The 24,538-nt window shown below is 70.7% G+C and carries 27 protein-coding genes; 5 read left to right on the forward strand and 22 right to left on the reverse strand.

The genetic code is table 11. The features are described 5' to 3' along the window. The 8 genes from LXT13_RS04820 to LXT13_RS04855 all read right to left on the reverse strand — a co-directional run bounded on the left by LXT13_RS04820 (position 1) and on the right by LXT13_RS04855 (position 8,548). On the reverse strand, positions 1-1,011 hold the full coding sequence (locus LXT13_RS04820; RefSeq protein WP_233370486.1) for an ABC transporter permease subunit: 1,011 nt from the start codon (positions 1,009-1,011) through the stop codon (positions 1-3). Continuing rightward, positions 1,011-1,946, reverse strand: coding sequence for an N-acetylmuramoyl-L-alanine amidase (locus LXT13_RS04825; RefSeq protein ID WP_233370487.1), 936 nt, complete (start codon positions 1,944-1,946; stop codon positions 1,011-1,013). The genes LXT13_RS04820 and LXT13_RS04825 overlap by 1 nt, the downstream gene beginning before the upstream one ends. A 133-nt stretch (positions 1,947-2,079) precedes the next feature. Then, positions 2,080-2,988, reverse strand: a complete 909-nt coding sequence (locus tag LXT13_RS04830) for a hypothetical protein (RefSeq protein ID WP_233370488.1) — start codon at positions 2,986-2,988, stop codon at positions 2,080-2,082. Then, positions 2,988-3,827 carry a pectate lyase gene (locus tag LXT13_RS04835; protein ID WP_233370489.1) on the reverse strand — a complete coding sequence of 280 codons (840 nt, stop codon included), beginning with the start codon at positions 3,825-3,827 and terminating at the stop codon, positions 2,988-2,990. The genes LXT13_RS04830 and LXT13_RS04835 overlap by 1 nt, the downstream gene beginning before the upstream one ends. A gap of 267 nt (positions 3,828-4,094) precedes the next feature. Beyond that, positions 4,095-4,622: a DUF2894 domain-containing protein gene (locus LXT13_RS04840; protein ID WP_233371202.1), complete on the reverse strand. Its 528-nt coding sequence runs from the start codon at positions 4,620-4,622 to the stop codon at positions 4,095-4,097. 2 nt (positions 4,623-4,624) lie between these two features. Continuing rightward, on the reverse strand, positions 4,625-5,266 hold the full coding sequence (locus LXT13_RS04845; protein ID WP_233370490.1) for an OmpA family protein: 642 nt from the start codon (positions 5,264-5,266) through the stop codon (positions 4,625-4,627). After that, positions 5,259-7,850, reverse strand: a complete 2,592-nt coding sequence (locus LXT13_RS04850; RefSeq protein ID WP_233370491.1) for a coiled-coil domain-containing protein — start codon at positions 7,848-7,850, stop codon at positions 5,259-5,261. The genes LXT13_RS04845 and LXT13_RS04850 overlap by 8 nt, the downstream gene beginning before the upstream one ends. Next, positions 7,847-8,548, reverse strand: a complete 702-nt coding sequence (locus LXT13_RS04855) for a DUF3348 family protein (protein WP_233370492.1) — start codon at positions 8,546-8,548, stop codon at positions 7,847-7,849. The genes LXT13_RS04850 and LXT13_RS04855 overlap by 4 nt, the downstream gene beginning before the upstream one ends. Before the next feature lie 646 nt (positions 8,549-9,194). Between LXT13_RS04855 and LXT13_RS04860 the strand changes: the two genes are divergently transcribed. The 3 genes from LXT13_RS04860 to LXT13_RS04870 are packed head-to-tail and all read left to right on the forward strand — an operon-like array spanning position 9,195 to position 11,529. Continuing rightward, on the forward strand, positions 9,195-9,380 hold the full coding sequence (locus tag LXT13_RS04860; protein ID WP_233370493.1) for a PEP-CTERM sorting domain-containing protein: 186 nt from the start codon (positions 9,195-9,197) through the stop codon (positions 9,378-9,380). Positions 9,381-9,432: 52 nt separating this feature from the next. Further along, the gene (gene dmeF / locus LXT13_RS04865) at positions 9,433-10,419 is read left to right on the forward strand and encodes a CDF family Co(II)/Ni(II) efflux transporter DmeF (RefSeq protein ID WP_233370494.1); all 987 of its coding nucleotides are present in this window, start codon (positions 9,433-9,435) and stop codon (positions 10,417-10,419) included. A gap of 3 nt (positions 10,420-10,422) precedes the next feature. Continuing rightward, positions 10,423-11,529: a threonine aldolase family protein gene (locus LXT13_RS04870; protein ID WP_233370495.1), complete on the forward strand. Its 1,107-nt coding sequence runs from the start codon at positions 10,423-10,425 to the stop codon at positions 11,527-11,529. Here LXT13_RS04870 and LXT13_RS04875 read toward each other — a convergent pair. The 5 genes from LXT13_RS04875 to LXT13_RS04895 form a co-directional block, all read right to left on the reverse strand. Continuing rightward, positions 11,516-12,385, reverse strand: coding sequence for an alpha/beta hydrolase (locus tag LXT13_RS04875; RefSeq protein WP_233370496.1), 870 nt, complete (start codon positions 12,383-12,385; stop codon positions 11,516-11,518). The two genes, LXT13_RS04870 and LXT13_RS04875, sit on opposite strands and share 14 nt — an antisense overlap. A gap of 118 nt (positions 12,386-12,503) precedes the next feature. After that, complete coding sequence (locus LXT13_RS04880; protein ID WP_233370497.1) at positions 12,504-13,178, reverse strand: class I SAM-dependent methyltransferase; 675 nt, start codon at positions 13,176-13,178, stop codon at positions 12,504-12,506. Between the two features lie 81 nt (positions 13,179-13,259). Next, positions 13,260-13,526, reverse strand: coding sequence for a translation initiation factor IF-1 (gene infA / locus LXT13_RS04885; RefSeq protein WP_233370498.1), 267 nt, complete (start codon positions 13,524-13,526; stop codon positions 13,260-13,262). An 89-nt stretch (positions 13,527-13,615) separates the two neighbouring features. Continuing rightward, the gene (locus LXT13_RS04890) at positions 13,616-13,846 is read right to left on the reverse strand and encodes a hypothetical protein (protein ID WP_233370499.1); all 231 of its coding nucleotides are present in this window, start codon (positions 13,844-13,846) and stop codon (positions 13,616-13,618) included. Between the two features lie 95 nt (positions 13,847-13,941). Next, complete coding sequence (locus LXT13_RS04895) at positions 13,942-14,148, reverse strand: cold-shock protein (RefSeq protein WP_233371203.1); 207 nt, start codon at positions 14,146-14,148, stop codon at positions 13,942-13,944. Positions 14,149-14,519: 371 nt separating this feature from the next. Here LXT13_RS04895 and LXT13_RS04900 point away from each other — a divergent pair, with 371 nt between their 5' ends. After that, positions 14,520-16,259, forward strand: coding sequence for a methyl-accepting chemotaxis protein (locus LXT13_RS04900; protein ID WP_233370500.1), 1,740 nt, complete (start codon positions 14,520-14,522; stop codon positions 16,257-16,259). A 26-nt stretch (positions 16,260-16,285) separates the two neighbouring features. On the opposite strand, the gene LXT13_RS04905 is transcribed toward LXT13_RS04900, so the two are convergent. The 8 genes from LXT13_RS04905 to LXT13_RS04940 form a co-directional block, all read right to left on the reverse strand. Further along, positions 16,286-16,597, reverse strand: a complete 312-nt coding sequence (locus LXT13_RS04905) for an HNH endonuclease (RefSeq protein ID WP_233370501.1) — start codon at positions 16,595-16,597, stop codon at positions 16,286-16,288. A 10-nt stretch (positions 16,598-16,607) separates the two neighbouring features. Continuing rightward, complete coding sequence (locus LXT13_RS04910) at positions 16,608-17,129, reverse strand: lipocalin family protein (protein WP_233370502.1); 522 nt, start codon at positions 17,127-17,129, stop codon at positions 16,608-16,610. Between the two features lie 5 nt (positions 17,130-17,134). Next, entirely contained in the window at positions 17,135-17,800 is a 666-nt protein-coding gene (trhA, locus tag LXT13_RS04915) for a PAQR family membrane homeostasis protein TrhA (RefSeq protein WP_233370503.1), read from the reverse strand. Between the two features lie 62 nt (positions 17,801-17,862). Further along, positions 17,863-19,977, reverse strand: coding sequence for a LamG-like jellyroll fold domain-containing protein (locus tag LXT13_RS04920; RefSeq protein ID WP_304622799.1), 2,115 nt, complete (start codon positions 19,975-19,977; stop codon positions 17,863-17,865). Positions 19,978-20,075: 98 nt separating this feature from the next. Next, complete coding sequence (locus LXT13_RS04925; RefSeq protein WP_233370504.1) at positions 20,076-20,645, reverse strand: PEP-CTERM sorting domain-containing protein; 570 nt, start codon at positions 20,643-20,645, stop codon at positions 20,076-20,078. 299 nt (positions 20,646-20,944) lie between these two features. After that, complete coding sequence (locus tag LXT13_RS04930; protein ID WP_233370505.1) at positions 20,945-21,256, reverse strand: DUF1330 domain-containing protein; 312 nt, start codon at positions 21,254-21,256, stop codon at positions 20,945-20,947. Between the two features lie 59 nt (positions 21,257-21,315). After that, on the reverse strand, positions 21,316-21,807 hold the full coding sequence (locus LXT13_RS04935) for a DUF1203 domain-containing protein (RefSeq protein ID WP_233370506.1): 492 nt from the start codon (positions 21,805-21,807) through the stop codon (positions 21,316-21,318). Between the two features lie 111 nt (positions 21,808-21,918). Further along, entirely contained in the window at positions 21,919-22,692 is a 774-nt protein-coding gene (locus LXT13_RS04940) for a glycosyltransferase family 32 protein (RefSeq protein ID WP_233370507.1), read from the reverse strand. Between the two features lie 237 nt (positions 22,693-22,929). Here LXT13_RS04940 and LXT13_RS04945 point away from each other — a divergent pair, with 237 nt between their 5' ends. Beyond that, the gene (locus LXT13_RS04945; RefSeq protein ID WP_233370508.1) at positions 22,930-23,619 is read left to right on the forward strand and encodes a PEP-CTERM sorting domain-containing protein; all 690 of its coding nucleotides are present in this window, start codon (positions 22,930-22,932) and stop codon (positions 23,617-23,619) included. A 39-nt stretch (positions 23,620-23,658) separates the two neighbouring features. Here LXT13_RS04945 and LXT13_RS04950 read toward each other — a convergent pair whose 3' ends face one another. Next, a complete protein-coding gene (locus LXT13_RS04950; RefSeq protein WP_233370509.1) occupies positions 23,659-24,474 on the reverse strand; it encodes a DUF418 domain-containing protein in 816 nt (271 codons plus the stop codon). Positions 24,475-24,538: the final 64 nt, after the last annotated feature.

Consider the following 24,538-nt stretch of genomic DNA (forward strand, 5'->3'; position numbering starts at 1 on the left):
TCAGTGCCCGCCCCGAATCCGAGGATTCACGACGCCGTACAACACATCCACTACCAGGTTCACGCCGATGAACGTCATCGCAGAGATCAGGATGCCAGCCTGCACGACCGGGTAGTCGCGCCGCGCGATCGAGTCGATGAGCCACTTGCCGATGCCCGGCCAGGAGAAGATCGTCTCGGTCAGTACGGCGCCCGCGAGCAGGCTGCCGGTCTGCAAGCCCACGACCGTCAGCACCGGGATCAGCGCATTGCGCAGCGCGTGGACGACAACGACCCGCGCCGGCGACAAGCCCTTGGCTCGCGCCGTGCGCACATAGTCCTCGCGCAGCACCTCCAGCATGCTGGATCGCGTCATACGCGCGACGACAGCGAGCGTGCTGGTGCCCAGCACCAGCGCCGGCAGCAGCAGGTGGCTCAGCGCCGACGTGAACGCGCCTTCCTCGTCGCTGAAGGCCGTGTCGATGAGCATGAATCCGGTCACGCGCTCGATGTCGAATTCGATGCCGACGCGGCCGCTGACCGGTGTCCAGCCGAGCTGCACCGAGAAGAACATGATGAGGATCAGCCCCCACCAGAACACTGGCATCGAATAGCCGACGGTGGCCAGGCCCATGACGCCCTGGTCCAGCAGCGAGCCGCGCTTGAGCGCCGCGCTGACGCCCAGCAGCAGGCCCAGCGTGACGGCGAACAGCAGCGCCGCGGCGGCCAGCTCCACGGTGGCCGGGAACAGCGCGGCGAACTCCTGGCTCACCGGCTCGCGGCTGACGAGGCTGTTGCCGAGGTCGCCCCGCAGCAGCTTGCCGACGTAGTCGGCGTACTGCAGGGGCAGCGGCTGGTCCAGGCCAAGCTGCTTGACCAGCGCTGCATGGGTCTGGGCGTCCAACTGCCGCTCGCCGGCCATGATCTCGATGGGGTCGCCTGGCACGAGGCGGATGAGCCCGAACGCGACGAGGCTGATGCCGATCAGCGTCGGCACCAGCGTCGCCAGCCGCTTGAGCAGAAAGCCCAGCATCACCAGCGCGACGTGTACGGGCGCGTCTCGCCGCCGGCGGCGCCTGCCACGCGCATCGCACTGGGCGTGGCCGCCACCTCGATCAGAGCGGCCGTCTCGGCGTCCAAGGTCCCGGAGATGTCGCGCGGCCGGTACTTCATCTGGAAGGTCGAGACCACGTCCTTCGTCATCGCATCCATCTGCCCGGAGCGCGACACGTTGTAGCCAATGCGGGCCAGCCGTTCCTGGATCCAGGCCACGTCACGCGGCGCCACCTCGTGCTCCAGCGTCTTCACGGCCACGCTGGGGCCGTCGGGCCAGGGGATGAGGCCGGCGTCGGCCAGCTGCTTCCACGGGAACAGCGGGCCGGGGTCCTGCTTGCGACCGGGGGCGATGTCGGCGTGGCCGATGATGCGTTCGGGCTTGACGCCATGCCGCTGCTGGATGTCTCGCACAAGCGCGATGACCTCGTCGATCTGCGCCTGCGGAAAGGGCGTGTAGACGCGGCCAGCGGCCGTGTCGGTGAAGCCGGGGTTGACGATCTCGATGCCGATGGACGCCGAGTTGAGGTTGGTGTTGCCGGCCCAGAAGCTGGCGCCGGCATGCCAGGCGCGGCGGTTCTCGTCGACGAGGGCGTAGCTGGCCACCGGGTTGTCGCGCACGAGGTAGTGGGCCGACACCTGGCCGCCCGTCGCCAGCACCTTCAGCGACTTCTCCCAGTCGATGGCGGTGTAGTGCAGCACGATGTAGAGCGCCCGGCTGTCCTGCGCCACGGAGGTGTAGCTGCGGTCGATGCGTGGCGGGCGCACCACGACGCCGGCTGGCGCTGCCACGGGCGCTGTCGCCGCAGGAGACGGCGTGCCGGGCTTTGGCGTGGCAGGCGGCGGCGCCACGTTGGCGCAGGCGCCGAGCAGCAGGGCGGCCAGGGTGGCGGTAATAAGGGTGGTGGACTTCATGCGGGGGCGGGGTGGGCCAGGCTCGGATTGTTGCAGCGCCCTCCCGGCGCTGCGGCCGTCTCAGGCCGTGGCAGCCATGTCGATCCGCAAGGCAGGTATGAGCGCAGGCCATGGCCAGGCCTGCGTGAGGCCGTCAGTGGAGCGCCTGGATCAGACGCTCGCGGTCGACCGGCGTCAGGCCGGGCGCCTGGGCTAGCAGCGGGGCGACCTGTTCGGGGGCGATGTCGCTCAGCGTCTGGGCCAGCGCCTGCCAGGCCTGCCAACGCCTGGCCGGGTCGGCGATGCGGGCCACAAGGTCCAGTGCCTCGTACGGCGCATGGCGCGCGAGTTCGTCGCTGGCGCCGTGGCGGGCCAACGTGTCGTCCAGCTCTGGCCGCAGCCCCTGCGAGCGCAACCAGTCGCGGGCTGCCGGGCCGTCCTGGGCCGTCCAGCGCGACAGACTCTCGTCCAGCAGCGCCTGCCGCTGCTCGCCGGGCAGCAGCATGCTGGCGAACACCGTGGCCGAGCGGGCGTCCTGCTGCAGCCAGCGGTCCTGCAGCGGCGCCAGCAGGTCGGCTTGGCCGGGCGTGGCGAGCGCCCAGCGGGCCGCCTGTTCCGGGGCGACCTCGGCCCAACGTGAGAGCAACTGCTGTTTCAGCCGGTCGCGGTCGTCGCCGGCCAGCGGCGCCCGGGCAAGTGCCTGCAGCGCCAGCGGGAAGCGGCGCTCCAGCGCCCAGCGGGCCAGCAGACGCTCGTAGGCGGGCAGGGCCAGGGTAGGCGCGCTGCGGGCCAGCGCTTCCAGGCGTGGCAGCGCCGCCTCGGCCTCGGGGCCTTGCAACTGGCGCGACAGCGCGCCGACGTCTGGCGGCGGCTCCGGCAGCGGCGTCTCGGCGGGGGCGCCAGCCGCCAGCAGCGATGGGCCGGGCATCCGCTGCGGCGCGGTCGCCGGCCTCGGGGGCATGTTCACGGCGGTGGGCGGTGGCTCGGCACCGGGCCAGGTCAGCGCCAGCGCCGCCGCTCCGCCCGCCGCCGCCAGCAGGGCCGTCAGCGGGCGGGTGGTCATCACTTGAACACGCAGGCGCGCGCGATGTTGCCGGAGTTGGTGTCCTTCACCGGCTCGTTGCCGCTGCCCGTGCCGACGTAGGCCTCGCACTTGGGCTTGGAGCCGCCGTAGACGAGGTCGGTGATCGTCGCGACGTCGTACTTGCCGGCGATGCCCGACTTGCTGTCGTAGCTGCTGTTGACCCCCACGCCCGCCACGTTGACGGTGCCCAGGCGCACGCCGCTGATCGTCACCTTGCGAGCGTACTGAGTCGAGCAGTTGCCGCAGGAGCGGTAGAGCTTGCCGATGTTGTCGGCATAGAAGTCCTGTATGACCAGCGTACCGTCGCCGTTGTGCTGGAACAGCTTGTCGGCGGCCTTAAAGGCCGCGCCGCCGCTGATGGTCAGCTTGCTCGTCACGCCGCTGAGCTTCTTCACCGTGGCACCGTCCTCGCCGACGTCGGCCCAGTAGACGTTGGTGATGTTGCACTGTCCGTAGCAGTGCACCCCGTCGGCGCCACCAGCTGCGAGGTTGGTGCCGCTGCCCAGCGACCCGTCGCCGATGACGACGTTCTTCACCGTCGAGCCGTTGTTCAGCTTGAACATCGGGACCTGGCTCTCGCTCTGCGTGCCTTTCATGTTGGACGCCGTGCCCACGAGGCAGACCCATTTGCCGTACTTCGCCAGGCCGTCCCAGGTCGTGCCGGCCGGCACGTCGATGGTGGCACTGACGTTGACCTTGGTGCAGGCCGGCACCGTGCGCACGCCGGGCGCGGCGCTGGCGCTGCCGGCGGTGGCGACGAGGGTCAAGCCGAGGAGGGCGCGCCAGAACCGGCGCAGGGTGCGATGTTGGAATGTCATGGATTCGTCTCCTGTCGATGCTGTGGATGGGGCCGCGCAGGGGAGGCGGCGCGGTGTCAGCGCGGGATCGAGGCCAGCAGGGCTTCGACAGGAATCAGCGAGGGCCGTGACGGCCGCCCGACACCGTCGGCAGGGACGGTCGAGGCCTCGGTGGGAGGCGTGCGCGCTGAACGAAACGCATGTTCATTGTTTTGGAACGGCGTTCCAATAAGTGGTCGCCCGAGGCTGTTTGGTGGTTCGGAACCACCCATGAGCGGCGGCTGCCGCTCAGCGGCGGCGCCCGCTGGCGGTTTTTCGCGCGGGCCTATCGGCGACGGGCGCCGGTTCCAGCGGCGCCAGCGCGGCCAGCGTGTCGAGCTGCGTCAGCAGGCGCTGCAGGTAGGCGGGCGCCAGCGTCTGGAGCTGTTGCAGCGCGCGGCTGACCAGCACCTGGTTGTTCAGCGGTCCGAGGTGTTCGGGCACCGGCGCGCTGACCTCCGCCAGGCGGCGCGTCAGCCGTAGCGCGCTCCAGGTGCGGTGGTGGGCCTGGACGTTGCGCAGCTCGGCGCCATTGCCGGCCTGCAGCTCTGCGAGCAGCAGGCCCAGCGGGCGGGGTGCGTCCGGCAACTGGCGCGGTGTCAGCTCGGTCAGCGGCGCCGCGGAGCGCTGCTGCAGCCGGGCCAACAGCCGCTCGCGCAAGGCGCCGGGCGGTTGGGCCATGGCGCGTCGGGCCAGCGCCTGCAGCACGCGCTGGCGCACCGGGTCGGCGCCGGCCTGCGCGGTGGCCCAGGCCAGCGGGTCGTCCAGCGCGTCCATTGTCACGGGGCCGAGGCGGCAGCGCGCCGCGGCCGCGGGGTGGGGGCGATCTCCACGCGTCGGTTCAGCGCGCGGCCGGCCGCGTCGTCGTTGGAGGCCACCGGCTGCTGCGGACCGAAGGCGGCGGCAAACACCGCATCCGGCGGCAGGCCCTCAGCCATCAGCGCGCGCGCGACGGTCAGCGCGCGGTGGGCCGACAGCTCCCAGTTGTCGGCGAACTTCGCCGTGGTCAGGCCGCGGTCGTCGGTGAAGCCGCTGACCATCAGGATCTCGTCGCGCTGCGCGAGGTAGGTGCGCAGCGGCACGGCCAGGCTCTTGATCAGCGCGCGGCCGTCGGCGTGCAACTGGTCCGACCCGATGGCGAACAGAACGGCGCCGCTGATGCCGATGCGGCCCTCGATCAGCGTGATGCGTCCGTCCGCCAGCGGCCCGGCCAGCGCGCGCTCCAGCGCCTCGCGGCGGGCCTGCTCGGCCTGGCGCTGCTCGACCTCGGCCTTCAGCTTCGTCGCCAGGTCCAGCTGTCCGACGAGGGCCGCGGCCAGCACCAGCACGAAGGCACCCAGCACTCCGGCCATCAGGTCGCCGAACGCCGCCCACGCGGGCGCGCCGACGCCTTCTGCTTCGCTGTCCAGCGGCTCATCCATGGGCGGCGGCGCCCTGCAGCGCGTCCAGCACCTGCTTCTGCGAGCCCAGACACAGGTCGATGACCTCGCGCGCCTGCGCGACGTAGTAGCCCAGCTGCTCGTCGCTGCGCGTCAGCGTCGCGGCCAGGCGTTCTTCCAGCGCCGCCAGGTGCTGCACCAGCTGGCCGTTGGCGACCTGGAACTGCTCCACCGCCGCGCCGAAACCCTCGCCAAGGCTGCCCATTTCGGCGGCGCTGGCGGCGAGCTGCGTGGCCGCCTCGGCCAGCGTTTGGCCGGTGGCGTCGGCCTGCGTCGCGATGCGCTCGCCCAGCGCGCCCAGCTGCGCCGCCGAGCGGGCCACCAGCGTGTCCACCTGCGTGGCGGCCGTTGAGCCCAGCGAGTGGACCTGCGCCGTCGTGCCCTCCAGCAGCCCTGCAACCTGCCGTGCGGTGCCGTCGAGCAGCGCCTGCACCTGCGAACCCGCGCCGCTGAGCAGCGCATCCAGCGCCGTGCGCTGCTCGCCGGCCGCCTGCTGCAGCGAGGCCAGCAGCGTGGAGACGGTCTGCATCAACTCGGCGCGCTCGGCCAGCGCGGCGCGGTCCTGGGCCTGGCTTTGCGCCAGCTGTTCGCGCAGTGCGGCCACCACTTCGACGGCGGCGCGCGGCGCCTCGCCGGCCGCTTTCAGCAGCGCGCCGGCTTCGGTCAGCGTCGTGCGGGCTTGCGCCTCTGTCTGGGCGACGAGCGCCTGCGTCGTCTGCAGCAGCCCGTCGGTCAGCTGCTGCTGCTGGGCCAGTTGCGCGGCGCCCGCCGCCAGCAGTTCTGCGCGCCAGGCTGCCAGCCGCTCGGCGTCGTGTTGCGCATGAGCGGACTGCAGCCGGTCGTGCGCCGCGGCGATTGCGGCGATGGCGTCCTGCGTCTGAGCAGCGAAGCGGGCGGTCAGCTCGGCCAGCGCCTCCTGCGCACGCTGGCCGCTGGTGGCCAGCAGTTGCTGCGCGGCCTCGCGCTGGGCGGTCAGCAGACGCTCGTTGGCATCGCGCTGCTGCACCAGCGCCTTGTGCTCGTCCTGCAGCTCGGCGCGACGCTGCGTGTGCAGCTCGGCCTGCAGTTCGGCATGGCGGGTCTGCGTCTCGGCGATGCGGCCGAGCAGGCCTTCGGTCTGTGCAGTGAAGCCGCCGGCCAGCTCGGCCAGCGCCTGCTGCGCACGCGCGCCGCTGTCGGCCAGCAGTTGCTGCGCGGCGTCGCGCTGCGCGGCCAGCAGCCGCTCGTTGGCCGTGCGTTCGGCGGCCAGCGCCTCGCGCTCGGCCTGCAGCTCGGCGGCGCGCCGGGCGTCGTGCTCGGCCTGCGCGGCCTGCTGGCGGGCCTGGCTGTCGGTGAAGCGGTCGATCAGTCCCTGCGTCTGCGCGGCATGGTGCTCGGCGCTGCTGGCCAGCGCGGCGAGCAGCGCCTGGGCCTGCGCATCACCGCACTCGGCCAACCGTTGCACCGCCTGCTGCGTGGCGGCGCTGGTGTCGGCGAGCTGCTGGAGAGCCGCCTCGCGCTGGGCGGCGAGCGCCTCGGCCTGGGTGCGGGCGGCGGTCTCGCCCTGCTCAGCGATGCGCGCAGCGCCCGCCTCGAAGCGGTTGGCCAGCGCATCCAGTTGCGTGGCGACCTGCGTGCCCACGCGCTCGTGCAGCGCTGCAGCCTCGCGAGCGATGCCGGCCATCGCCGCTTCGGCGGCGGGCTGGATGGCCGCGCCGGCCAGGCGGGCACTCTCGGCCAGGCTCGTGCGCAGCGTCGCGTCCACGCTGGCCGCTAGCGCCGTGTAGGCCTCGCGGGCATCGTCGTGGAAGCGGTCTTGCCCGGCGCGGCGGGCGGCTTCCAGCTCGCGGTGCTGGGTGGCGAGCTGCTCGGCCATCGCCTGCGCGAACTGCTGCAACTGGGCCACCAGCTCGAGCTGGCGCTGCCGGGCGACCTCTGCCGCGGCGGCGTCGGCGGCCTGCTGCTCGACGGCCCGGCGGTGCGCGGCCGTCAGCGGTTTCAGGCGGCCGGTGAGTGCGGCATCCAGCCGTGCCGATACGGCGGCGCGCTCGCGCCGCGCCAGCGCCACCATCAGACCCAGCATGGCCGAGCCGGTCACGCCCGCCACGCTGGCACTGAAGGCCAGGCCCAGGCCCTGCACCGGCGCGCCCAGCGCGGTGCGCAACGCGGCGAGGTCGGCGGTTTGGCCGAGCGCACTGGCCGTGCTGCTCAGCGTGATGACGAGGCCGATGAAGGTGCCCAGCATGCCCAGCAACACCAGCAGGCCGGCCAGCGCCGGCGCGAGCGACAGGCCCGGCAGCGCGACGCGTCCGCCGTCCAGCCGCTGCTGCACGGCCGGGCGCAGCGCTTCGGGCAGCGCGCCGACCCAGCCGTCGCCCGGCTCGGCGGCGAGCGCGTCGTCCAGCGCGCGCCCAGCACGGCGGAACATGCGCAGCTCCATCGCGCCGAGCGCGAAGAACGCCGCGATCAGCAGCGTCATCGCCAGCGCGACGGGATGGTGGCGCGAGGCAGCGAAGGCCGCGCCGGCAATGCCCGCGAGGCCGGCCGCGAGGGCGAGGGGGTAAAGGGCGTTCAGGATGCGGTTCATCGGTCAGCGTCGGGGTGCGGGGGCTCGGAGGCGTCCAGCGCCTCGATGAGGCCCAGCACGGGTTGAAGGCGCAGGTCCAGCTCGGCGCGCAGCAGGCGCTGCAGATCGGCCCACAGGCGGGCGCGCCAGCGTCGCGGGTCAGCGGCATGGTGGCTTTCGGCACGGCGCGCCAGCAGCGTGGCGAGGCCGGTCAGGCGCTCGCGCTCGGTGGCCAACATGGCGCGCTCGAGCAGCGCGTCCAGCTGCGCAAGCCGCGCCAACGCGCCCGACACCTCGGCCAGCCGCGGCCGCAGCCGTTCGCGCAGACTGGCGATGCGCGCCGCCGAGTGGCGCTGCTGCTGCGTGTGGTGCAGGCGGAACGGCGCCAGCAGGTCGGCCAGCGGCACGCCGTCGAGCGCGGTCTCGGCAGCGTCGCGGGCCAGCAATGCGTCGTCGAAAGCGTTCAGCAGGTCGGACTGCACGCGGTCCAGCGCGGCGGCGGCCCAGTCGCGCACCTCGAGGCGGGCCGCGGCATGGGCGCCGGCGGCCGGCGGTGCGGCCAGCACCTGCGAAAGGCCGATGGCGTCTGCCCAGCCGAGGCCGGTACCCAGCCGCTCGGCCACCGGCGCGGCGCGCACCGGGGCCACGCCCCACTGCAGCAGCAGGCGCGAAAGCGGCTCGGGCGCGGGGGCCGGCGGCGGATGCGGGACGGCGGACATTGGGGGGATGGAATGCCCGGTCGGGCGCGCGGAGAAAAAGGGCGAGATTTTAGTGACCTGCCCGCAGGCGTCCGTCGGGGCAGGGGCGCCGTGGCGCCCTCCCGCATTCGCGGGGAGATCGGCCAAATGGCCGATGGAAGCGCTGGACAGGGCCGAAGAAGCTGCGAACCGAGCGGTTGGGGGCGATCGGCCGGTGCGATCGATCGCGGCGCGAGGCTTGAGCGATGCCGAGCGGCGCCGGCGCGTGTCAACGGCCATGGGCGCTTCGCTCGAAACCCATTCGGACGACTGCGATCCTTCACCCATGCTTCAGCCATGGATCAGGCAACCACTTTGATTCCCTCTGATCGAAAGACTTCGTTATGAAGCGTTTCTCTATCCCGGCGCGTCGAGTGCCGCGTCGCGCCCTCCCATCGTTGTTGTTGCTGGGGCTGGCGGCCACGCTGCCGGCGCAGGCCCAGGTCGCCGCGGCCAGCGCCAGCATCGACTGGAGCTCACTACAGCTCAGCGGCCCAGCATCGGTCGCATTCACGCTGCCCGGTGAGGCGTCGGCCGCGGCGGGCGGTGCCGATACGGCATCGAATATTTCAACAATGTGCGGGTCGATCAGGTCACCCGCGACAGCGCGGCGTTGCAGGAATCGCTGATGTCATTCTTCCATGTCGAGGTCGATGCCACCGGCCACGGCTACGTGTCGGTGGCGGGCTACACGGCGGCGGGGCTGGCGTCCGTGCCGCCGGCCCCGGTGCCGGAGCCGGGCAGCGGCGTGTTGTGGCTGGCAGGTGCCGTCACGCTGGGGGCCGTGAGCGTGCGCCGCCGCCCGCGCCGCTGACGTTCGCAGCGCTCAGCGCGGTGGTGTCACCCGGGCGGCGCAGAATGCCCGCATGGATGCCCACGACCTCGCCGCCTGGCGGCACGACCACGTCTTCGACACCGGCAACGAAGCCGCCGAGCGCGGCACGCGGCTCGTCATGTGGATCACCGCTGCGACGATGCTCGTCGAGATTGCAGCCGGCTGGTTCTTCAACTCGATGGCGCTGCTGGCCGATGGTTTCCATATGAGCAGCCACGCGGTGGCCATCGGACTCTCGGCCTTCGCATACGCCACCGCGCGCCGCCATGCGGGCGACCCGCGCTACGCCTTCGGCACGTGGAAGATCGAGATCCTCGGCGGCTTCGCGAGTGCGGTGTTCCTGCTGGTGGTCGTCGCGCTGATGCTGTATGGCTCCATCGAGCGGTTGTTCCGGCCCGAGCCCATCCACTACCCGGAGGCGATGGCCATCGCCGTGCTGGGCCTGCTCGTGAACCTTGGTTGCGCGCTGATCCTGGGCAACGCGCACCACCACGGGCACGAACATGGCCACGGGCACGGCCACCAGGGTCACGACGACCATGCCCATGCTTCCCACGAACACCACCACGATCACCACCACGACCTGAACCTGAAGTCCGCCTACGTGCATGTGCTGGCCGATGCCGCGACATCGGTGGCCGCTATCGCGGCGCTGGCCGGCGGTTGGTGGCTGGGCTGGGCATGGCTGGACCCGGTCATGGGCATCGTCGGCGCGGTCATCGTTGCCGTCTGGGCCAAGGGGCTGATTGCCGAAACGAGCAAGGTGCTGCTGGACCGCGAGATGGACCATCCGGTCGTCGACGAGGTGCGGGAGGTGATTGCCGAGCGCGGCGCGGCCAGCCAGACGCTGATCGCCGACCTGCACGTCTGGCGTGTCGGCCGGGCCAGCTACTCGTGTGCGTTGAGCCTCGTCACGCACGATGCGCAGTTGACGCCGCGCCAGGTGCGGGAGTGGCTGGCGGTGCACGAGGAGATCGTGCATGTCACCACCGAAATCCACCTGTGCGACGAGCACTGAGCCATGCCCGCCACCCGACCCGCCCACGCCGACATCGCGCTGCGCAACCGCTGCACCCGCTGGCTCAACGGCCACCGGCCGCAGCGCAGCATGCGCGAATCGCTGATGGCGCTGGCCGAGCTGCCCGAGGCCGCGCTAGCGCTGGATGTCTACGGCGAGGGCGAGGCGCTGCAGGCCCTGGAGGCCGACGTGGCCGCGTTGCTGGGCAAGCCCGCGGCGCGCTTCTTCCACAAGGGCGTCGCGGCGCAGCTGGCCGCCTTGCGCGTGCACGGCGGCGCGGGCGATGGCCCGGTGGCACTGCACCCGCAGAGCCACATCGCGATCGACGAGGCCGAGGCGTTCGAGGCGCTGATGGGCCTGCGTGGCCTGCGCATCGGCGAGCCGGACCGGCCGTTCGGCGTCGAGGCGCTGGCGGCGCTGCCCGAGCGGCCGGCCGTAGTCGTCGTGGAACTGCCGCTGCGCCGCGGCGGCTACCGGCTGCCGGCCTGGGAGGAGCTGGCTGGCATCAGCCGCTGGTGCCGCGAGGCGGGCGTGCCGCTGCATGTCGACGGCGCGAGGCTGTGGGAGGCCGCGGCGCATTACGGCCGGCCGCTGGCTGATATCGCCGCGCTGGCCGATTCGGTCTATGTGTCGTTCTACAAGGGGCTGGGCGGCCTGGCCGGCTGCGTGCTGGCGGGCAGCGAGTCCTTCATCGCCGCCACGGCACCGTGGCAGACGCGGCTGGCCGGCAACGTCTACACGCAGTACCCGGTCGTGCTGGCGGCCCGCGACGGCCTGCGCCGGCAGCTGCCGCGCATGGCGGATTACCGGGAGCGCGCCCGGCAGCTCGCCGCCTTGCTGGTCGGCGAGCCGGGCTGGCGCGTCGCTCCCGAGCCGCCGCAGGTCAACGCCTTCCAGCTGCACCTACCGGCCGGGCCTGCCGCGTTACGTGAGGGGCTGCTGGCGGTGGCGCGGGATCAGGGCTTCTGGCTCGGCGCGCGGGCCGTGGCTTCAACGGTGCTTGACGGCGGCGCGATGGTCGAGATCGTCATCGGCGATGCCGCTGACGGCTGGGCGGACGCCCAGGCGCTGCAGGCGGTGCGCGACGCGGTGGCCGTCAGCCGCCGTTGACGAAGACCGTCACATCGTCCAGGACCGGCGCCAGCCAGCGCAGCGGCGTGCCCAGCGTGCCGATCAGCGTCATGTGGCTGACGCGGTCGTACAGCTTCACGGTGACCGGCACGCCCGCGGCCTGCAGCTTGGCCGCCAGCGCCTGCGTGTTGCGCTGCGGGTCCACGAGCTTGTCCTGGCGCGCTGCGCCCAGAAAGGTCCGCGGCGCGCCACGGCCGCCGTAGTCGATGGGCTGCGTGCCCGGCGGGTAGTCCGGGTGGTTGAACACCGGCTTCACGTCCGGATTCTCGATGGGCAGGAAGTCGTAGGGCCCCGCCAGGCCGATGAAGCCGGCCAGCTCGCGCGGCGAGCGGCCTGCGGCCTTCAGCCAGCGCGGGTCCAGCGCCAGCATGGCGGCGTTGTAGGCGCCGGCACTGTGGCCCATGACGAAGACGCGCCGCGGGTCGCCGCCCAGTCGCTCAGCGTTCTTCAGCGCCCAGGCCACGGCGGTCGCGCCATCCTGGAGGAACCCCGGGTAGCCCACTTCAGGGTAGAGCCGGTAGTCCACGACCAGCGTCAGCATGCCGCGCGAGGCCAGCGCCTCGCCGACGAAGGCAAAGTCGCCACGATCACCGGTGCGCCAGGAGCCGCCGTAGAAGAACACGACGACGGGCCAGCCGCCGCGCGGGGCCGTGCGAGAGGGGCGGTAGACGTCCAGATCCTGGCGCGGGCCGGCGCCGTAGGACGCGCCGACATATCGTGTGTGGGTGTGGCTGGACGCCAGGAAGTTCAGCACCTTGGTCGGTGCAAAGAAGGCGAGAGCGCCGCCCAGCGCGGCCAGCGCCAGCAGCGTCAGGCCCAACTTCTTCCAAGCCATGCAGTGCCTATGCGCCGTTGCGGAGGCGGGATGCCCGCCGCGGAAAGTGGGGTCGCGAGGGTAAGCGATGGGGTGGGCCGGCTCAAGCGGCAGGCCCCCCGTGGATGGGGTCCCGGGTTCAGGCGGCCAGCGCCTCGAACACGTCGAAGCGTCGCCAGCTGAAGCGATGCGAGAAGCCACCCAGCTCGTCGAACACGGCGCGCTGGTCCTCCAAGTACAGGAAGACCACCCACACCCGCCCGCGCCGGTGGCGGGCATGGCGCAACGCGTTCGCAAGCACGTCGCGCAGCACGCCGCCGTGGAAGGGCCGGAAGAAGTACAGCACGAGGTCGCCGGCAGGCAGCGGGTATTGCGTGGCGTCGGCCAGCACCGACTCGATGGCGCAGCCCGGCGCCGGGCCGCCGGCACGGTTCAGGAACTGCGCGATGTTGGCTTCGGCCACGCGATGCAGTTCCCGGGCGAACTCGACGCCGACGGCGCGCTGGAAGCCCAGGCCGGCCGCCACGAGCAGCGTGCGGCCCTTGCCAGAGCCGATGTCGACGAAGCTGTAGCCCGTCCGGTCGATGGGCAGGCGCTCCAGCACCCGGCGCAGCGCGCTCGGGGGTGTAGGCGTGTAGCGGTGGGCCTGGCGGCGGTTGGGGCTGTCGATGGACAAGTCCCGCAACTGCGCGTCGGTGCTCGTCTCGGTGCCGTGGCGGGCGTCGAAGCGCCTGTCTGCCCAGGCGTCCAGCAGCCCCAGCGGCGAGAGGCGCCACGCATGGCGGCGCAACCAGGGCAGGGGAGAAACGGGCATGGGCGCTGGATGCTGTAAGCGGCGGTGCGCGATGTTGCCATCACGGGCTGCCGCCGGCTCCCCAGGCCGCTGCCCCGCGCGTCAGCGGCGCTGGTGGCTGCCGCCGCCGGCCGGCGGTCCCGGGCGGCGCTCGAGGTGACGGAAGGTGATGCGGCCCTTGCTCATGTCGTAGGGCGACATCTCCAGCGACACGTTGTCGCCAGCGAGGATGCGGATGTGGTGCTTGCGCATCTTGCCGCCGGTGTAGGCAATGACCTGGTGGCCGTTGCTCAGCGTCACCCGGAAGCGCGAGTCGGGCAGCACCTCATGAACGACACCTTGCATTTCGATGAGTTCTTCCTTGGCCATGAATGGGGCTCCATGTTGAGAGGTGAATGAAATGGCGCGAGGCGCCGTGCCGGCGGCCTTCGCGGGCCGCGGCGAGGGGTTGGCGCGGGCTATTGCCCGTGCGCCCAGGCCAGGCCTTCAGCCCTTGCGTAGCGCAGGGCCGCCCGGCGGCTGTCGAAGCTGGGCGTGAAGTGCATGACGCGGTCCACGCTGGCCATGCCCCGGCCGGAGCGGATCGACACCATAGCGTCGAACCCACCGTCGTCGCGGGCCTGGGTCATGGGCGAGATGCGGTAGCGCCCCACTTCGAAGTTCGTGTTGTTGTTCTTGATCTGATGCATGTAGTTCTTGTTGTGGTGGCGGCCAGCGGCAGTACAAGACCGCCGGGGCCGGCCGACCGGGCCACCCGACCGTGAAGGACGGGCGGCGCCCGCCGTCAAAGCGAGCGGATGTTCGAGGCCTGCAGACCCTTGGGGCCCTGCTTGGTTTCGAATTCCACCTTGGCGCCTTCGGCCAGCGAGCGGAAGCCGCCGCTGTTCTTGATTTCGCTGTGGTGGGCGAAGAGGTCCTTGCCGCCCTGGTCCGGCGTGATGAAGCCGAAGCCCTTGCCGTCGTCAAACCACTTCACGGTGCCGGTTTCGATGCTCATGGGTGTTCCTTTGAAGAATGGAAATGATGGAAACACTCCGCCAGCGACATGCCGTGCGGAGACAGAAACACTCAAGAACACTCACCGGGAGTTGCTGAAGCGAGCCGCTCGCAAGAAGGGCCAGGGGGTGGCCAGCGGGGCTGCAGATAAGACCTTGAGGAAACGGTCTTGCGCGAATCTATGCCCGACAGGCTAACACGCGTGTCAAGTGCCCCGGTCGGCGCAGGGTCGGCTCGGGGCTTTCCCGCCGTCACGGCGTCGCCTTGGATGCCGACAATGCGGTCGAAATTCACGGCACACCGGCCCGCCTCAGCGCGCCCGGGCGATGTGCGAGCGGCCGGCGCGCGCCCAGGGATGGGACCGACATGTTCAAGAGCCTCAACATCACGACCCGGCTCATCGCGACGTTGTCGCTGCTGGCGGCGGTCATCCTGGGCCTGGTCGGCCTGGCGCTGTGGCAGATGGGCACGATGCGCGCCTCGACGCAGGAGATCACCGTCAACTGGCTGCCCAGCGTGGAGCTCATCAACACGATGAACACTGCCACGTCGGATTTCCGCGTGGCCGAGCTGAGCCACGTGCTGAGCCCGGCCGAAGCCGACAAGGCGCGGTTCGAGAAACAGCTCTCGACGGTGGCGGCGGACTTTGACAAGACGCGCGACGCCTATGTCGCGCTGATCAGCAGCGACCGCGAGCGCCAGCTCTACGAGCGCTTCGCGGCCGAGTGGAAGCGCTATCTCGACATCCACCGGCAGGTCCTCGCGGCCTCCCGCGGCAACGATGCCGAGCGCGCCCGCACGCTGCTCGACAAGGAGGGCGCCCCCGTCTTCGACCGCGGCTCGGAGCTGCTGGACGAGCTGATCAAGCTCAACCACGACGGCGGCATGGCCGAGAGCGACAACGCGGCCAAGGCCTATGTCAGCGCCCGCAACGCGATGCTGGCCGGTGCGCTCGCGGGCCTGCTCATCGCCGGCGTCGCGGGCTTCTGGCTCGTGCGCTCCATCGCCGGCCCGCTGGCCCGCGCCGTCGACTCGGCCGACCGCGTGGCCGAGGGTGATTTCACCCACGTCATCCACGCCGACGGCGACGACGAGGCCGCGCGCGTGCTGAAGTCGCTGGACCGGGCGCAGCAGGCGCTGTCCGACGTGGTCGCGCGCGTGCGCTCCAACGCCGAGAGCGTGGCGACGGCCAGCGCTGAGATCGCCCAGGGCAACCACGACCTGAGCCAGCGCACCGAGGAGCAGGCCAGTGCGCTGGAGCAGACCGCCGCGACGATGGAGGAGCTCAATGCCACCGTGCGCAACAACGCCGACAGTGCCAAGCAGGCCAGCCAGCTCGCGGTGGGCGCTTCCAGCATCGCGGCCCGCGGTGGCGAGGTTGTGGGCCGCGTCGTCGAGACGATGCAGGGCATCAGCGCCAGTAGCCGCAAGATCGGCGACATCATCGGCGTCATCGACGGCATCGCGTTCCAGACCAACATCCTCGCGCTGAACGCGGCTGTGGAGGCGGCGCGAGCTGGCGAGCAGGGCCGGGGCTTCGCCGTCGTGGCCGGTGAGGTGCGCACGCTGGCGCAGCGCAGCGCCGAGGCCGCCAAGGAGATCAAGTCCCTCATCGGCCACAGCGTGGATCAGGTGGAACAGGGCGCCGGGCTCGTCGACGAAGCTGGCAAGACGATGGGCGAGATCGTCGAGGCCATCCAGCGCGTCAGCGACATCGTGGGCGAGATCACGTCTGCCTCCGTCGAGCAGAGCTCCGGCATCTCCCAGGTGGGTGATGCCATCAGCCAGATGGACCAGGTGACACAGCAGAACGCCGCGCTCGTGGAGCAGAGTGCCGCCGCGGCCGAGAGTCTGAAGGCGCAGGCCAAGCAGCTGGTGGAGGTGGTAGCGGTGTTCAAGCTCGCCGGCCAGGCGCGTGCGGCGGTGCCTCGGCCAAGCGTCCCGGCGCCCGTCCGTTCCACGGCACCGGTCACCCGGGCGGCGCCGCGGCCTTCCTCGCCACGACGGCCCGCCGCCGTGCCGGTGGTCGCGCCGGCCCCCAAGTCACAAGCAGCACCGGCAGCACCGGCCAAGGTCGCGCACGACGACGATTGGACGTCGTTCTGAGCCTGCGCGGCCGGCGCGGGCCGGCCTCAGCGCCGCCGCAGCCGCGTGCTCTTGCGCGTGGCGACGAAGAAGTCGTCCGGCTTCGTGCGCACCCAGTCGACGAAGGCGCGGATCTGCGGGTGCGCCAGCAGCGCGTCCACGGTCGCGTACTGGCGCGCCAGCTCGGTCTCGGTCAGCAGCGCATGGATCTGTCGGTGGCAGACGCGGTGCAGGAACTCCGTGTGCCGCCCGCCACGGCTCTTGGGCACGAGGTGGTGGGCGTCGCGCTGCGCGGGCGGGATGGGCCGCTCGCACAGCGGGCAGATCACCGGGGCGCCGTCGGCGGGGCGCGGGCTCATCGGCGGGCGGTTACTCCAGCGGCTGCGTCTGCGGCGTGCGCCGGAACGCGGCCTTGTCGAAGCCCTGCGCGGCGGCACGGTCCAGCAGCGCCTGCAGCGTGGCCTCGTCGAGCTGCGGCGTGCGCGACAGCACCCAGGCGTACTTGCGGCTGGGCGCACCGACGAGCACATGGCGGTAGTCGCCGTCCAGCGCCAGCACCCAGTAGTCGCCAGAGAACGGCCAGAAGAACGTCACCTTCAGCTTGGCGTTGCCGCTGCCGGGTACGACCTTGGCGTAGCCCTTGATGTCGTCCACGCGGCCATCGGCCGTGCGGCAGCGGTTGAGCACTTCCACGCGCTCGCCGTCGAGCCGGTAGCGCGCCTGCGTGTCGGCCACGCACTGCTTCTGGAAGCGGTTGGGCAGCAGTGCGATCTCGTACCAGGCGCCGGCATAGCGCGCCAGGTCCACGCGCTCCACGGTGGGCAGGGGTGCGGGTTCGGCGGCAACCAGCGTGGACAGCAGCGCGACGCAGGCGAGCAGCAGGGCTTTCATCGGCATCAGGCGTAGGCGTAGAACAGCGCGGCGAAGAAGTGGCAGACGCTACCGCCCAGCACGAACAAATGCCAAACGAAGTGCGCATAGCGCAGCCGGTTGTCGAGCAAGAAGACGGCCGCACCCAGCGTGTAGCTCAGCCCGCCGGCCACCAGCAGCGCCAGGCCCGCGGCCGGCATGTGCTCCACCAGCGGGCCGATGGCGAACACGACGACCCAGCCCATGGCCAGGTACAGCAGCGTCGAGACGATGGGGTGGCGCAGCCGGTTCAGCAGCTTGATGGCCACGCCGAACGCGGCTGCCGCCCACACGGCTACCAGCAGCGTCGTGCCGGGGCCGGTGTGCAGCACGCCCAGCGTGAACGGCGTGTAGCTGCCGGCGATGAAGACGTAGATGGCCGCGTGGTCCAGCCGCATCAGCCAGGCCTTCAAGCGGCCGTTAGCCCAGTGCGCCGGCAGCGCGTGGTATAGCGCCGAGATGCCGTACAGCAGGATGCCCGTGGCGGCGAAGACGGCCGCGGCCACGACGTCCGCCGTGCTGCCCTGGCCCGCCGCGCGCATGACGAGGATGGGCAGCGCCGCGATGGCCAGCAGCGCGCCAAGGCCGTGGCTCACGGCGTTGGCGATTTCCTCGCCCAGCGTCTGTGGGCGGTCGGGGGTGGGCGGAGTCATGGCGGTCGGGGTTGGCATGCGTCAGGGTGAAGCATGCCAGGGTCCGCCGCCCCGCTTGGTCGTCAGGCCTTGCGCGCGGTCAACCACTGTGCAGGTGGCAGCGGTGTGGCGGCGATGCGGATCTCGCCGATGTTGCCGATCCAGCCGTCCGTGCGCTCGCCGTCCCAGGCGCCGGCGCCGACGATCCATGGCATCGCCGCGCTGACCGGCGCCATGCCCGAGCCGTCGCCCGAGTTGCGCAGCACCGGGGCGCCTTCGATGTACATCGTGCTCTGCTTGGCGACCGGATCGGCCACCACGGCGATGTGGATCCAAGTGTCCGCCATGATCTCGCCGGACCAGCTCGCCTGCGCCGCACGGTCGCCGGCATGCGCAGGCACCACCTCCCATTGGATCTCGCGCAGGCTGGACACCGCGAACAGCAGCGGCGTGGATTCGGCGTCGTTGTCCGGCGGCGTGAAGCCGGGCACGGTGCCGCGCTTGCCGTCGCGGGTCATGATGTTCATCCAGGCGTGGACCGACTTGGTCCAGCCCTTGTCGATCTTCACGAAGGCCTCCACTGTGTAGCCGGTGGCGGCGAAGTCCATGCCGTTGATCGGCGCCGTCGCGTCGGTCAGGAAGTAGCTGATGCGGCCTGCGTTCTTGTCGGTGTTGGCGAACTGGGCCGAGCCCGGCGCGGCCGAGAGGCGGTGGCGGTCGGTGCTCCACAGCAGGTCACCCAACTGCGCACTCGTCACGCCCGGCTCGCTGTTCAGCGCCGCACGGCGCAGCGGGTTCTGGCCCGCCTCGTCGGCGATGACCTGGCCCGACGGGATGGCCTGGCCCGCCGTGCCGCCGACGAAGCGCCAGTGCGCCACGGTGCTGGCCACCTTGGGGTAGTCGTCCGGGCCGGCGGGCTCGCGCGGTGTGGCGACCTGCGGCTCCGTGTAGCCGGCCAGCAGCGCGGTGCGGGCCTCCTCGACGATGGACGTGCGGCGCGTCGCGCCGGCCTTGAAGTCCGTGTTGAAGCGGGCGAAGCGCTTGGCGAAGTCGATCTTGATGCTGAAGCGCTCGTTGGCCGATGTCAGCACCGCCTGGTCGAACTGCGTTAGCGTCGCGCGCGGCTTGTTCACGACCCAGGGCGAGAACGACAGCACGTCGATGCTGCCGTTGCTCAGGTCGAACTCGTACAGCCGCATCAGGCCGTTGCCGCCCTCATAGGCCATCTGGTAGTCCACCACCATCTGCTCGACTGCATTGCCGAAGTTGTTGGTCTTGGTCAGGTGGGCGGCCCCGTGGTGGTGGCCGTTTAGCGTCATGAAGATCTGGTCGTTGTCGCGGATCAGCTTCTCCCACAGCATCAGGCCGTAGGGTGTCTCCAGCGGGCTCTTGGCGTCCTTGTCGATGTTGAGCAGCTGGTGGTTCACGAGGATGACTGGCAGCGTCGGGTTCGTGGCGATGACGTTGCGCGCCCATGCGATGCCGGCGTCCGAGATGCGCCACGACAGCGACAGCACCATGAACTTCTGCCCCTCGGCGGTGAACACGTGCCATTCGTGAAAGCCGCTCGGGTCGCGCCCGCCGAACGTCGCCTGGCGCTGCGCGCGTGACGTGGGGAACCACTGCAGGTAGGGCTCGTTGGCCAGCGTGCGCTGGGCGTCGGTGCCGCTGGCCTGCGAGCCGGCGTCGACATAGTCCTGGTCGTTGAGCACGTCATGGTTGCCGGCCAGCACCGAGTACGGCAGCTTGCCGGTCTCCAGCACGCGCATGGCCTGGTCGGCCACCTTCCACTGGTCGGGCTTGCCGACCTGGTCCACCACGTCACCCAGGTGGATCAGGAACGGGATGTTCAGTGCCTTGGCGTTGTCTGCGGCCCAGAAGGTCTGGGCCATGAACGGTTCGCTGCCGAAGTTGCGGCTGAACTGGCTGTTCTCCGCCTGCGTGGCATAGCGGGAATAGAACTGCGTGTCCGGCAGCACGGCGATCGCGAAGCGCGAGGCCATGGCCGGGTTGGCGGGCGCCGGCGCCGGGGCCGGCGTGCCGTCGTCACCGCCGCCGCAGGCGGCCAGCAAGCCCGTGGGCAGCAGCGCTGCCATGCCGCCGCACAGCAGGCCGCGGCGCGTGGCGCCCGGCGCCATCGGGCCGGTGGAGGAGAGGGGGGAGGATTCGGCGTGCGGGTGCTTGGAGCGGGAAGACATGACTGGGTACTGCAGCGTCAAAAAAGGCGGCATCGTGGCTGCCGCTCATGTCTTCCCCGTGAAAACCCGCAGCAGGGCGCCCAGCGCCCTCCCGAGGATCAGCGGGCGCGGCGGCGCGACGCGAAGGCCACGGCACCCAGCGCCAGGCTCGCCAGCGCCAGCGAGGCGGGCTCTGGCAGCGTTGGCGTGGGGCCCTGTACCAGTTGGGCCGACATGACGCCCGCGCTCATCGCCGGCAAGTCGATGGCGGTGGTGTAGACCTCGTCCAGCGAGCGCACGTGCAGGTTCTGGCCCCACGGCGTGTTCACCGCGTCCGCGTAGTCCGTCTGCAGCGCCAACGCGTCCACGCCGGTGTCGGTCAGCGTCGCCGAGAAGCCGCAGGTGCCGAACGGCGTCGGCGCGCAGGTCAGGTCAGCGAGGCCGAAGCTGAAGGTGTCGACCTTGCCTTTGAAGCTGTACGAAAACGTGAAGTTGAAGCTGGCGAGGTCGTCCCGGCCGATGTCGCCCGTATCCACGCCCGTCTTGGTGACGAACTGGCCGGAGCCCGTGACCGCCACGCCGGTTTCCCACCGGCTTTCGCCCGTGTAGGTGAGGTTGACGATGGCGGCCTGTGCCGCGCCGGCGCTCAGCAGCGCCGCGGCCATGGCCGAGAGAATCTTCTGGTTCATTGCAATCTCCCTGGCGCTCCCGGCGGGCGCTGGTTGGACAGAAAAAGAAAGCCCGCATCGAAGCGGGCCCGGGATGTAAAAAATTCTAGGGAGGCGCCTGACGCCCCAGGATGGTGAACACCCCCGCGCTTCCGGGGGGGGCCGCGTCGGCGGGGCATCCTCCGGGTTCCTGTGACCCGTCGTCCAGCCGAGCCCGGCGCGCCGGCCCCGGGCCGTCGCGGGGGGGGGGGCGCCCCCGAGCGTTTACCTGACCATCGCCAGATCTCGACAGCCACCCGCGCAAGCGCGGGCACCGGGTGTCACTGCGAGCCGGGCTGCGGGCCGTCGTAGCCTTCGATGAGGATCAGGTCCGTCACCGCCGAGGCCTGGCGGATGGCGATCTGCGGCGCGTACTCGGGCGAGTGGTAGCAGCGCAGCGCGGCCTCGCGGCTCTCGAACTCCAGCACCACGTTGCGGCTGCGGCTGGTGCCTTCGAGGCTGTCGAACGGGCCGCCTCGCACGACGAAGCGCCCGCCGTACTTCGCGAACACGGCGGCATTGCCGTCCACATAGCGCTGGTAGAGGGTGGGGTCGGTGACGTCGACGCGGGCGATCCAGTAGGCCTTGGGCATGGCGGTATTCCAGTCGGTTGGGGCGAGGGCCGCAGTGTGGCCCAGCGCCGCAGGCGCATTCAGCCCCGCTCCACCCGGCACTGGAAACAGTTGAACCGCGAGCGGATGTGCACATAGGCCACGTCGTCGCGCGCCAGGATGGCGTGGCAGGCCTCGGCCAGCTCGGTACCCGCCACGACGCGGCCGGTCTCGTAGACGATCCAGTCGTTCGCGTCGTAGCCGCGCACCAGCGCCGGCGTCAGGTGCGCGAACCAGGCGGGCAGCGCGTCGGCGTCGTAGCGCGCGCAGGCGGTCTGGTGCAGGAAGACGGGCCCGGTCTCCGCATAGGGCTGGGGCACGCCGAAGGGGCGGTAGGCCAGCACGAGCTTGGTGTCGCCGTCGGCAATCAACTGCAGGCAATGCCGGCATGGGTTGCCTGCGCCACGGGCCACGGCTGCGATGGGCGGCTGGCCATGCGCATCCGGCCCGCCACGCCGCAAGGCCTGCGCGTGCTCGGTCGGGATGCCGCGGACGATGAGCTTCGGGGGCGCGGTGTCGTTGGTGGCTGTCATGGGTGCCTCGGTGGGTTGTCGAGGTGCCATTCCAGCAATGCCGTGCCGGTCGCGCTGGCCAGGAACGGACATGGAATCGGGCCTCGGCCCGCGCCGCGCCTGGCCTGCCGGTCAGGGCCGCAGCCCGTTGATCACACCACCGCGGCTGGCCAACAGCCGCGCCACGGCCTGCTCGAAGGCGGCTTCGTCCGCCGCCACGCCCTGAATCCGCTGCCCCTGCAGCGATCCGCACAGGTTGGCGCACGCCAGCGGGCCGGGCAGCGCGCGCATGTAGTCGGCCACCCGCGCCGGCTTGCCCGCCGCGATCTCGGTGATGTGCGTCGGGCTCAGCATGCCCACGTTGCCCAGCAGCGGGAACGGCAGGATCTGCCGCAGCGCGGACAGGAAGTCCGTGCCGACGTCCAGCTTGCCGATGACCTCGCGCTGCCGGCCGATGCGCACGCAGGCGTCGATGAAGAAATCCAGGTGCAGGCTGTCCGCGCAGAACACCGCGATGCTGTTGTTCACGCGGTGACTCGCGCGGCGCGCGCCGGTGGCATCGGTGTACAGCCACAGCTCGTGGCACAGCGCGAAGCCGCTCTGCGCGGTGATCTGCAGCGCGGCCGGGTCGAAGACGAGCATGTCCGCGTCCATCCAGATCGTGCGCTGCCAGCCCTCGGCGCGCAGTTCCTTCGCCACGACGAGCCGGGCCAGATCCGTTACCGGGCACAACTGCTCGCCGCAGCGCTGGCGAAACCAGTCCGGCGCCCGGGCCAGGAAGCCGTCGTCGTAGAAGCGGTAATCGAAACCTTGCGCCGCCGCCCACGCCTTGACCGTGGCCATGCAGGCGCTCACCCACGACGGTACACGCTCGGTGCGGAAGGATTGGTAGACGAGGGTCTTCATGTGCGGCGTGCTCGAGCGTCGGGCTGGCGAAGGGGATGACGACGTGATCTCCCGCCCGTGGAGCGGTCTGAGCAGTGGCGTGTCGCAAGCGGCACGCTGACGACGTCTTGCTGTTGAGGCGCCGCGGTGCGCCTGGTGATTGGCGGGCGGGTCGTCCGCACTCTACCGAACCGTGCTGCGCCTCGAATCGGCGCCCGAAACCCATCTTGTTGCCCCTTTGATTATCAGGAGCGTGCTATGCGATTCACCCGTGTTCGATACCTGTTCGCCGTTTTGGCATTGCTGGCCTCAGCCCGCAGCTTCGCGACGAACTACACCACCGACGTGACCGATTTCAACACCGCGGCCAGTGATGTGGACAGCGAGGTCGTCAAAATGAACGGGCGCGATGTTTCCTTTCATTGGGAGGGCACCGCCCCGGAGGGCGAATATTTCTGGACGCGCGTTCGATTCAAAAGCGCACTGCCGACGCAGGGAAAATTTTCGGTCACGTTCAGCGCACTGGCCGACCCCGACTTGCAGCTCCGATTTTCCTATTCGGCCATCTCCGTCTCGATAGGGTTGCTGAACGACGACGAAGGCAAATGGCTGTTTCCCTTTGCCACGCAGTACAGCGGCCTTCAGACAACGCAAACCAACACCCTCACCTTTGATTTCGCCGACCTGTATTCCCCGGCGGGAACGAACTATGTCTTGCCGGCGGACACAAACTACAAGGCGCAAGTGCTGCTGCGTATTTTCTCGGGGTCTTACCTGACGCCTTCGACCGACTACCACTGCGCCGCGCTCTCGTGCATGGTCGAACACAAGGACATGCTCCGGGCATCGGTCGGTATCCAGGTTTCCGTCGTGCCCGAGCCCGCCACCTATGTGCTGTTCGCGTTCGGCGCACTGGCACTCGTCGGCGCGCGCAGGTTGTGCCCATGACGGCGTCGCAGGTCACGGTGGCGCCACGCAAGGGCGCTGCTAGTGCTGCAGGCTCAGCGCCGCGCCGGCGCCCTTCACCAGTGGTTGCCAACGGAAGAACGTCGCCGACCGCCACAGCCACTCGACCGGCCCGTAGTTGAAGCGGGCCAGCCACCAGCGGCTGAATGCCATCTGCCCGGCAAAGAGGACCACGCAGATCAGCACGTTCACCGCCGGAGAGGTCTGCGTGAAGAGCGCCAGGCCGACGGGGTAGAAGAGCAGCAGGCCGGCCAGCGTCTGCGTCAGGTACGACGTCAGCGCCATCTTGCCGATGTCGCCCAGCGGCGCCAGCCGCCGGGCCCAGCGTGGCCTGGCCATCAGCAGCGCCACTCCGCTGATGTAGAACGCCGCGGCGGCGGCGTTGTAGCCGTCGATGGCGAACTCGGCCGCCCAGTACGCCCAGCCCTTGTCCTCCGGCTTGGCGGACAACGCCAGCGCCGTGCCGCCCACCACCAGGCCCAGCGCCAGGCTGGCCAGCATCACCTGCCACGAGCGCCTGAAGGTGGCCCTGAAGAACGGCAGCGCCGCCTCGCCCCGGTCGAACCAGCCCAGGCGACCGACCCGCATGCCCAGCAGGAAGAAGCCGAACGTGATCCACAGCCGGCCGCTGGTGAGCTGGTAGTCGATCTTGTCCGGGAAGGCCCGCAGGTTGTCCCACAGCATGTCGACGCCGCTGCGGTGCGCGATAAAGTCGAAGTACGCCGCAGCGGCCTTCGGATAGTCGAAGGCGATGAAGTCCACGGTGCCCGTGCGCAGCAGCGCCACCAGCTCGAACACCTTGGTCGGCAAGTTCAGCACCAGCAGCGTGCCCAGCACCAGCAGGGCACGGTTGCTCAGGTGGCGCGCAGGACGCTGACAACAAACTTTCGAAGTCAGCCTC

The sequence above is a fragment of the Pelomonas cellulosilytica genome (genome assembly GCF_021353265.1).
Classification (GTDB): Bacteria; Pseudomonadota; Gammaproteobacteria; order Burkholderiales; family Burkholderiaceae_C; genus Pelomonas; species Pelomonas cellulosilytica.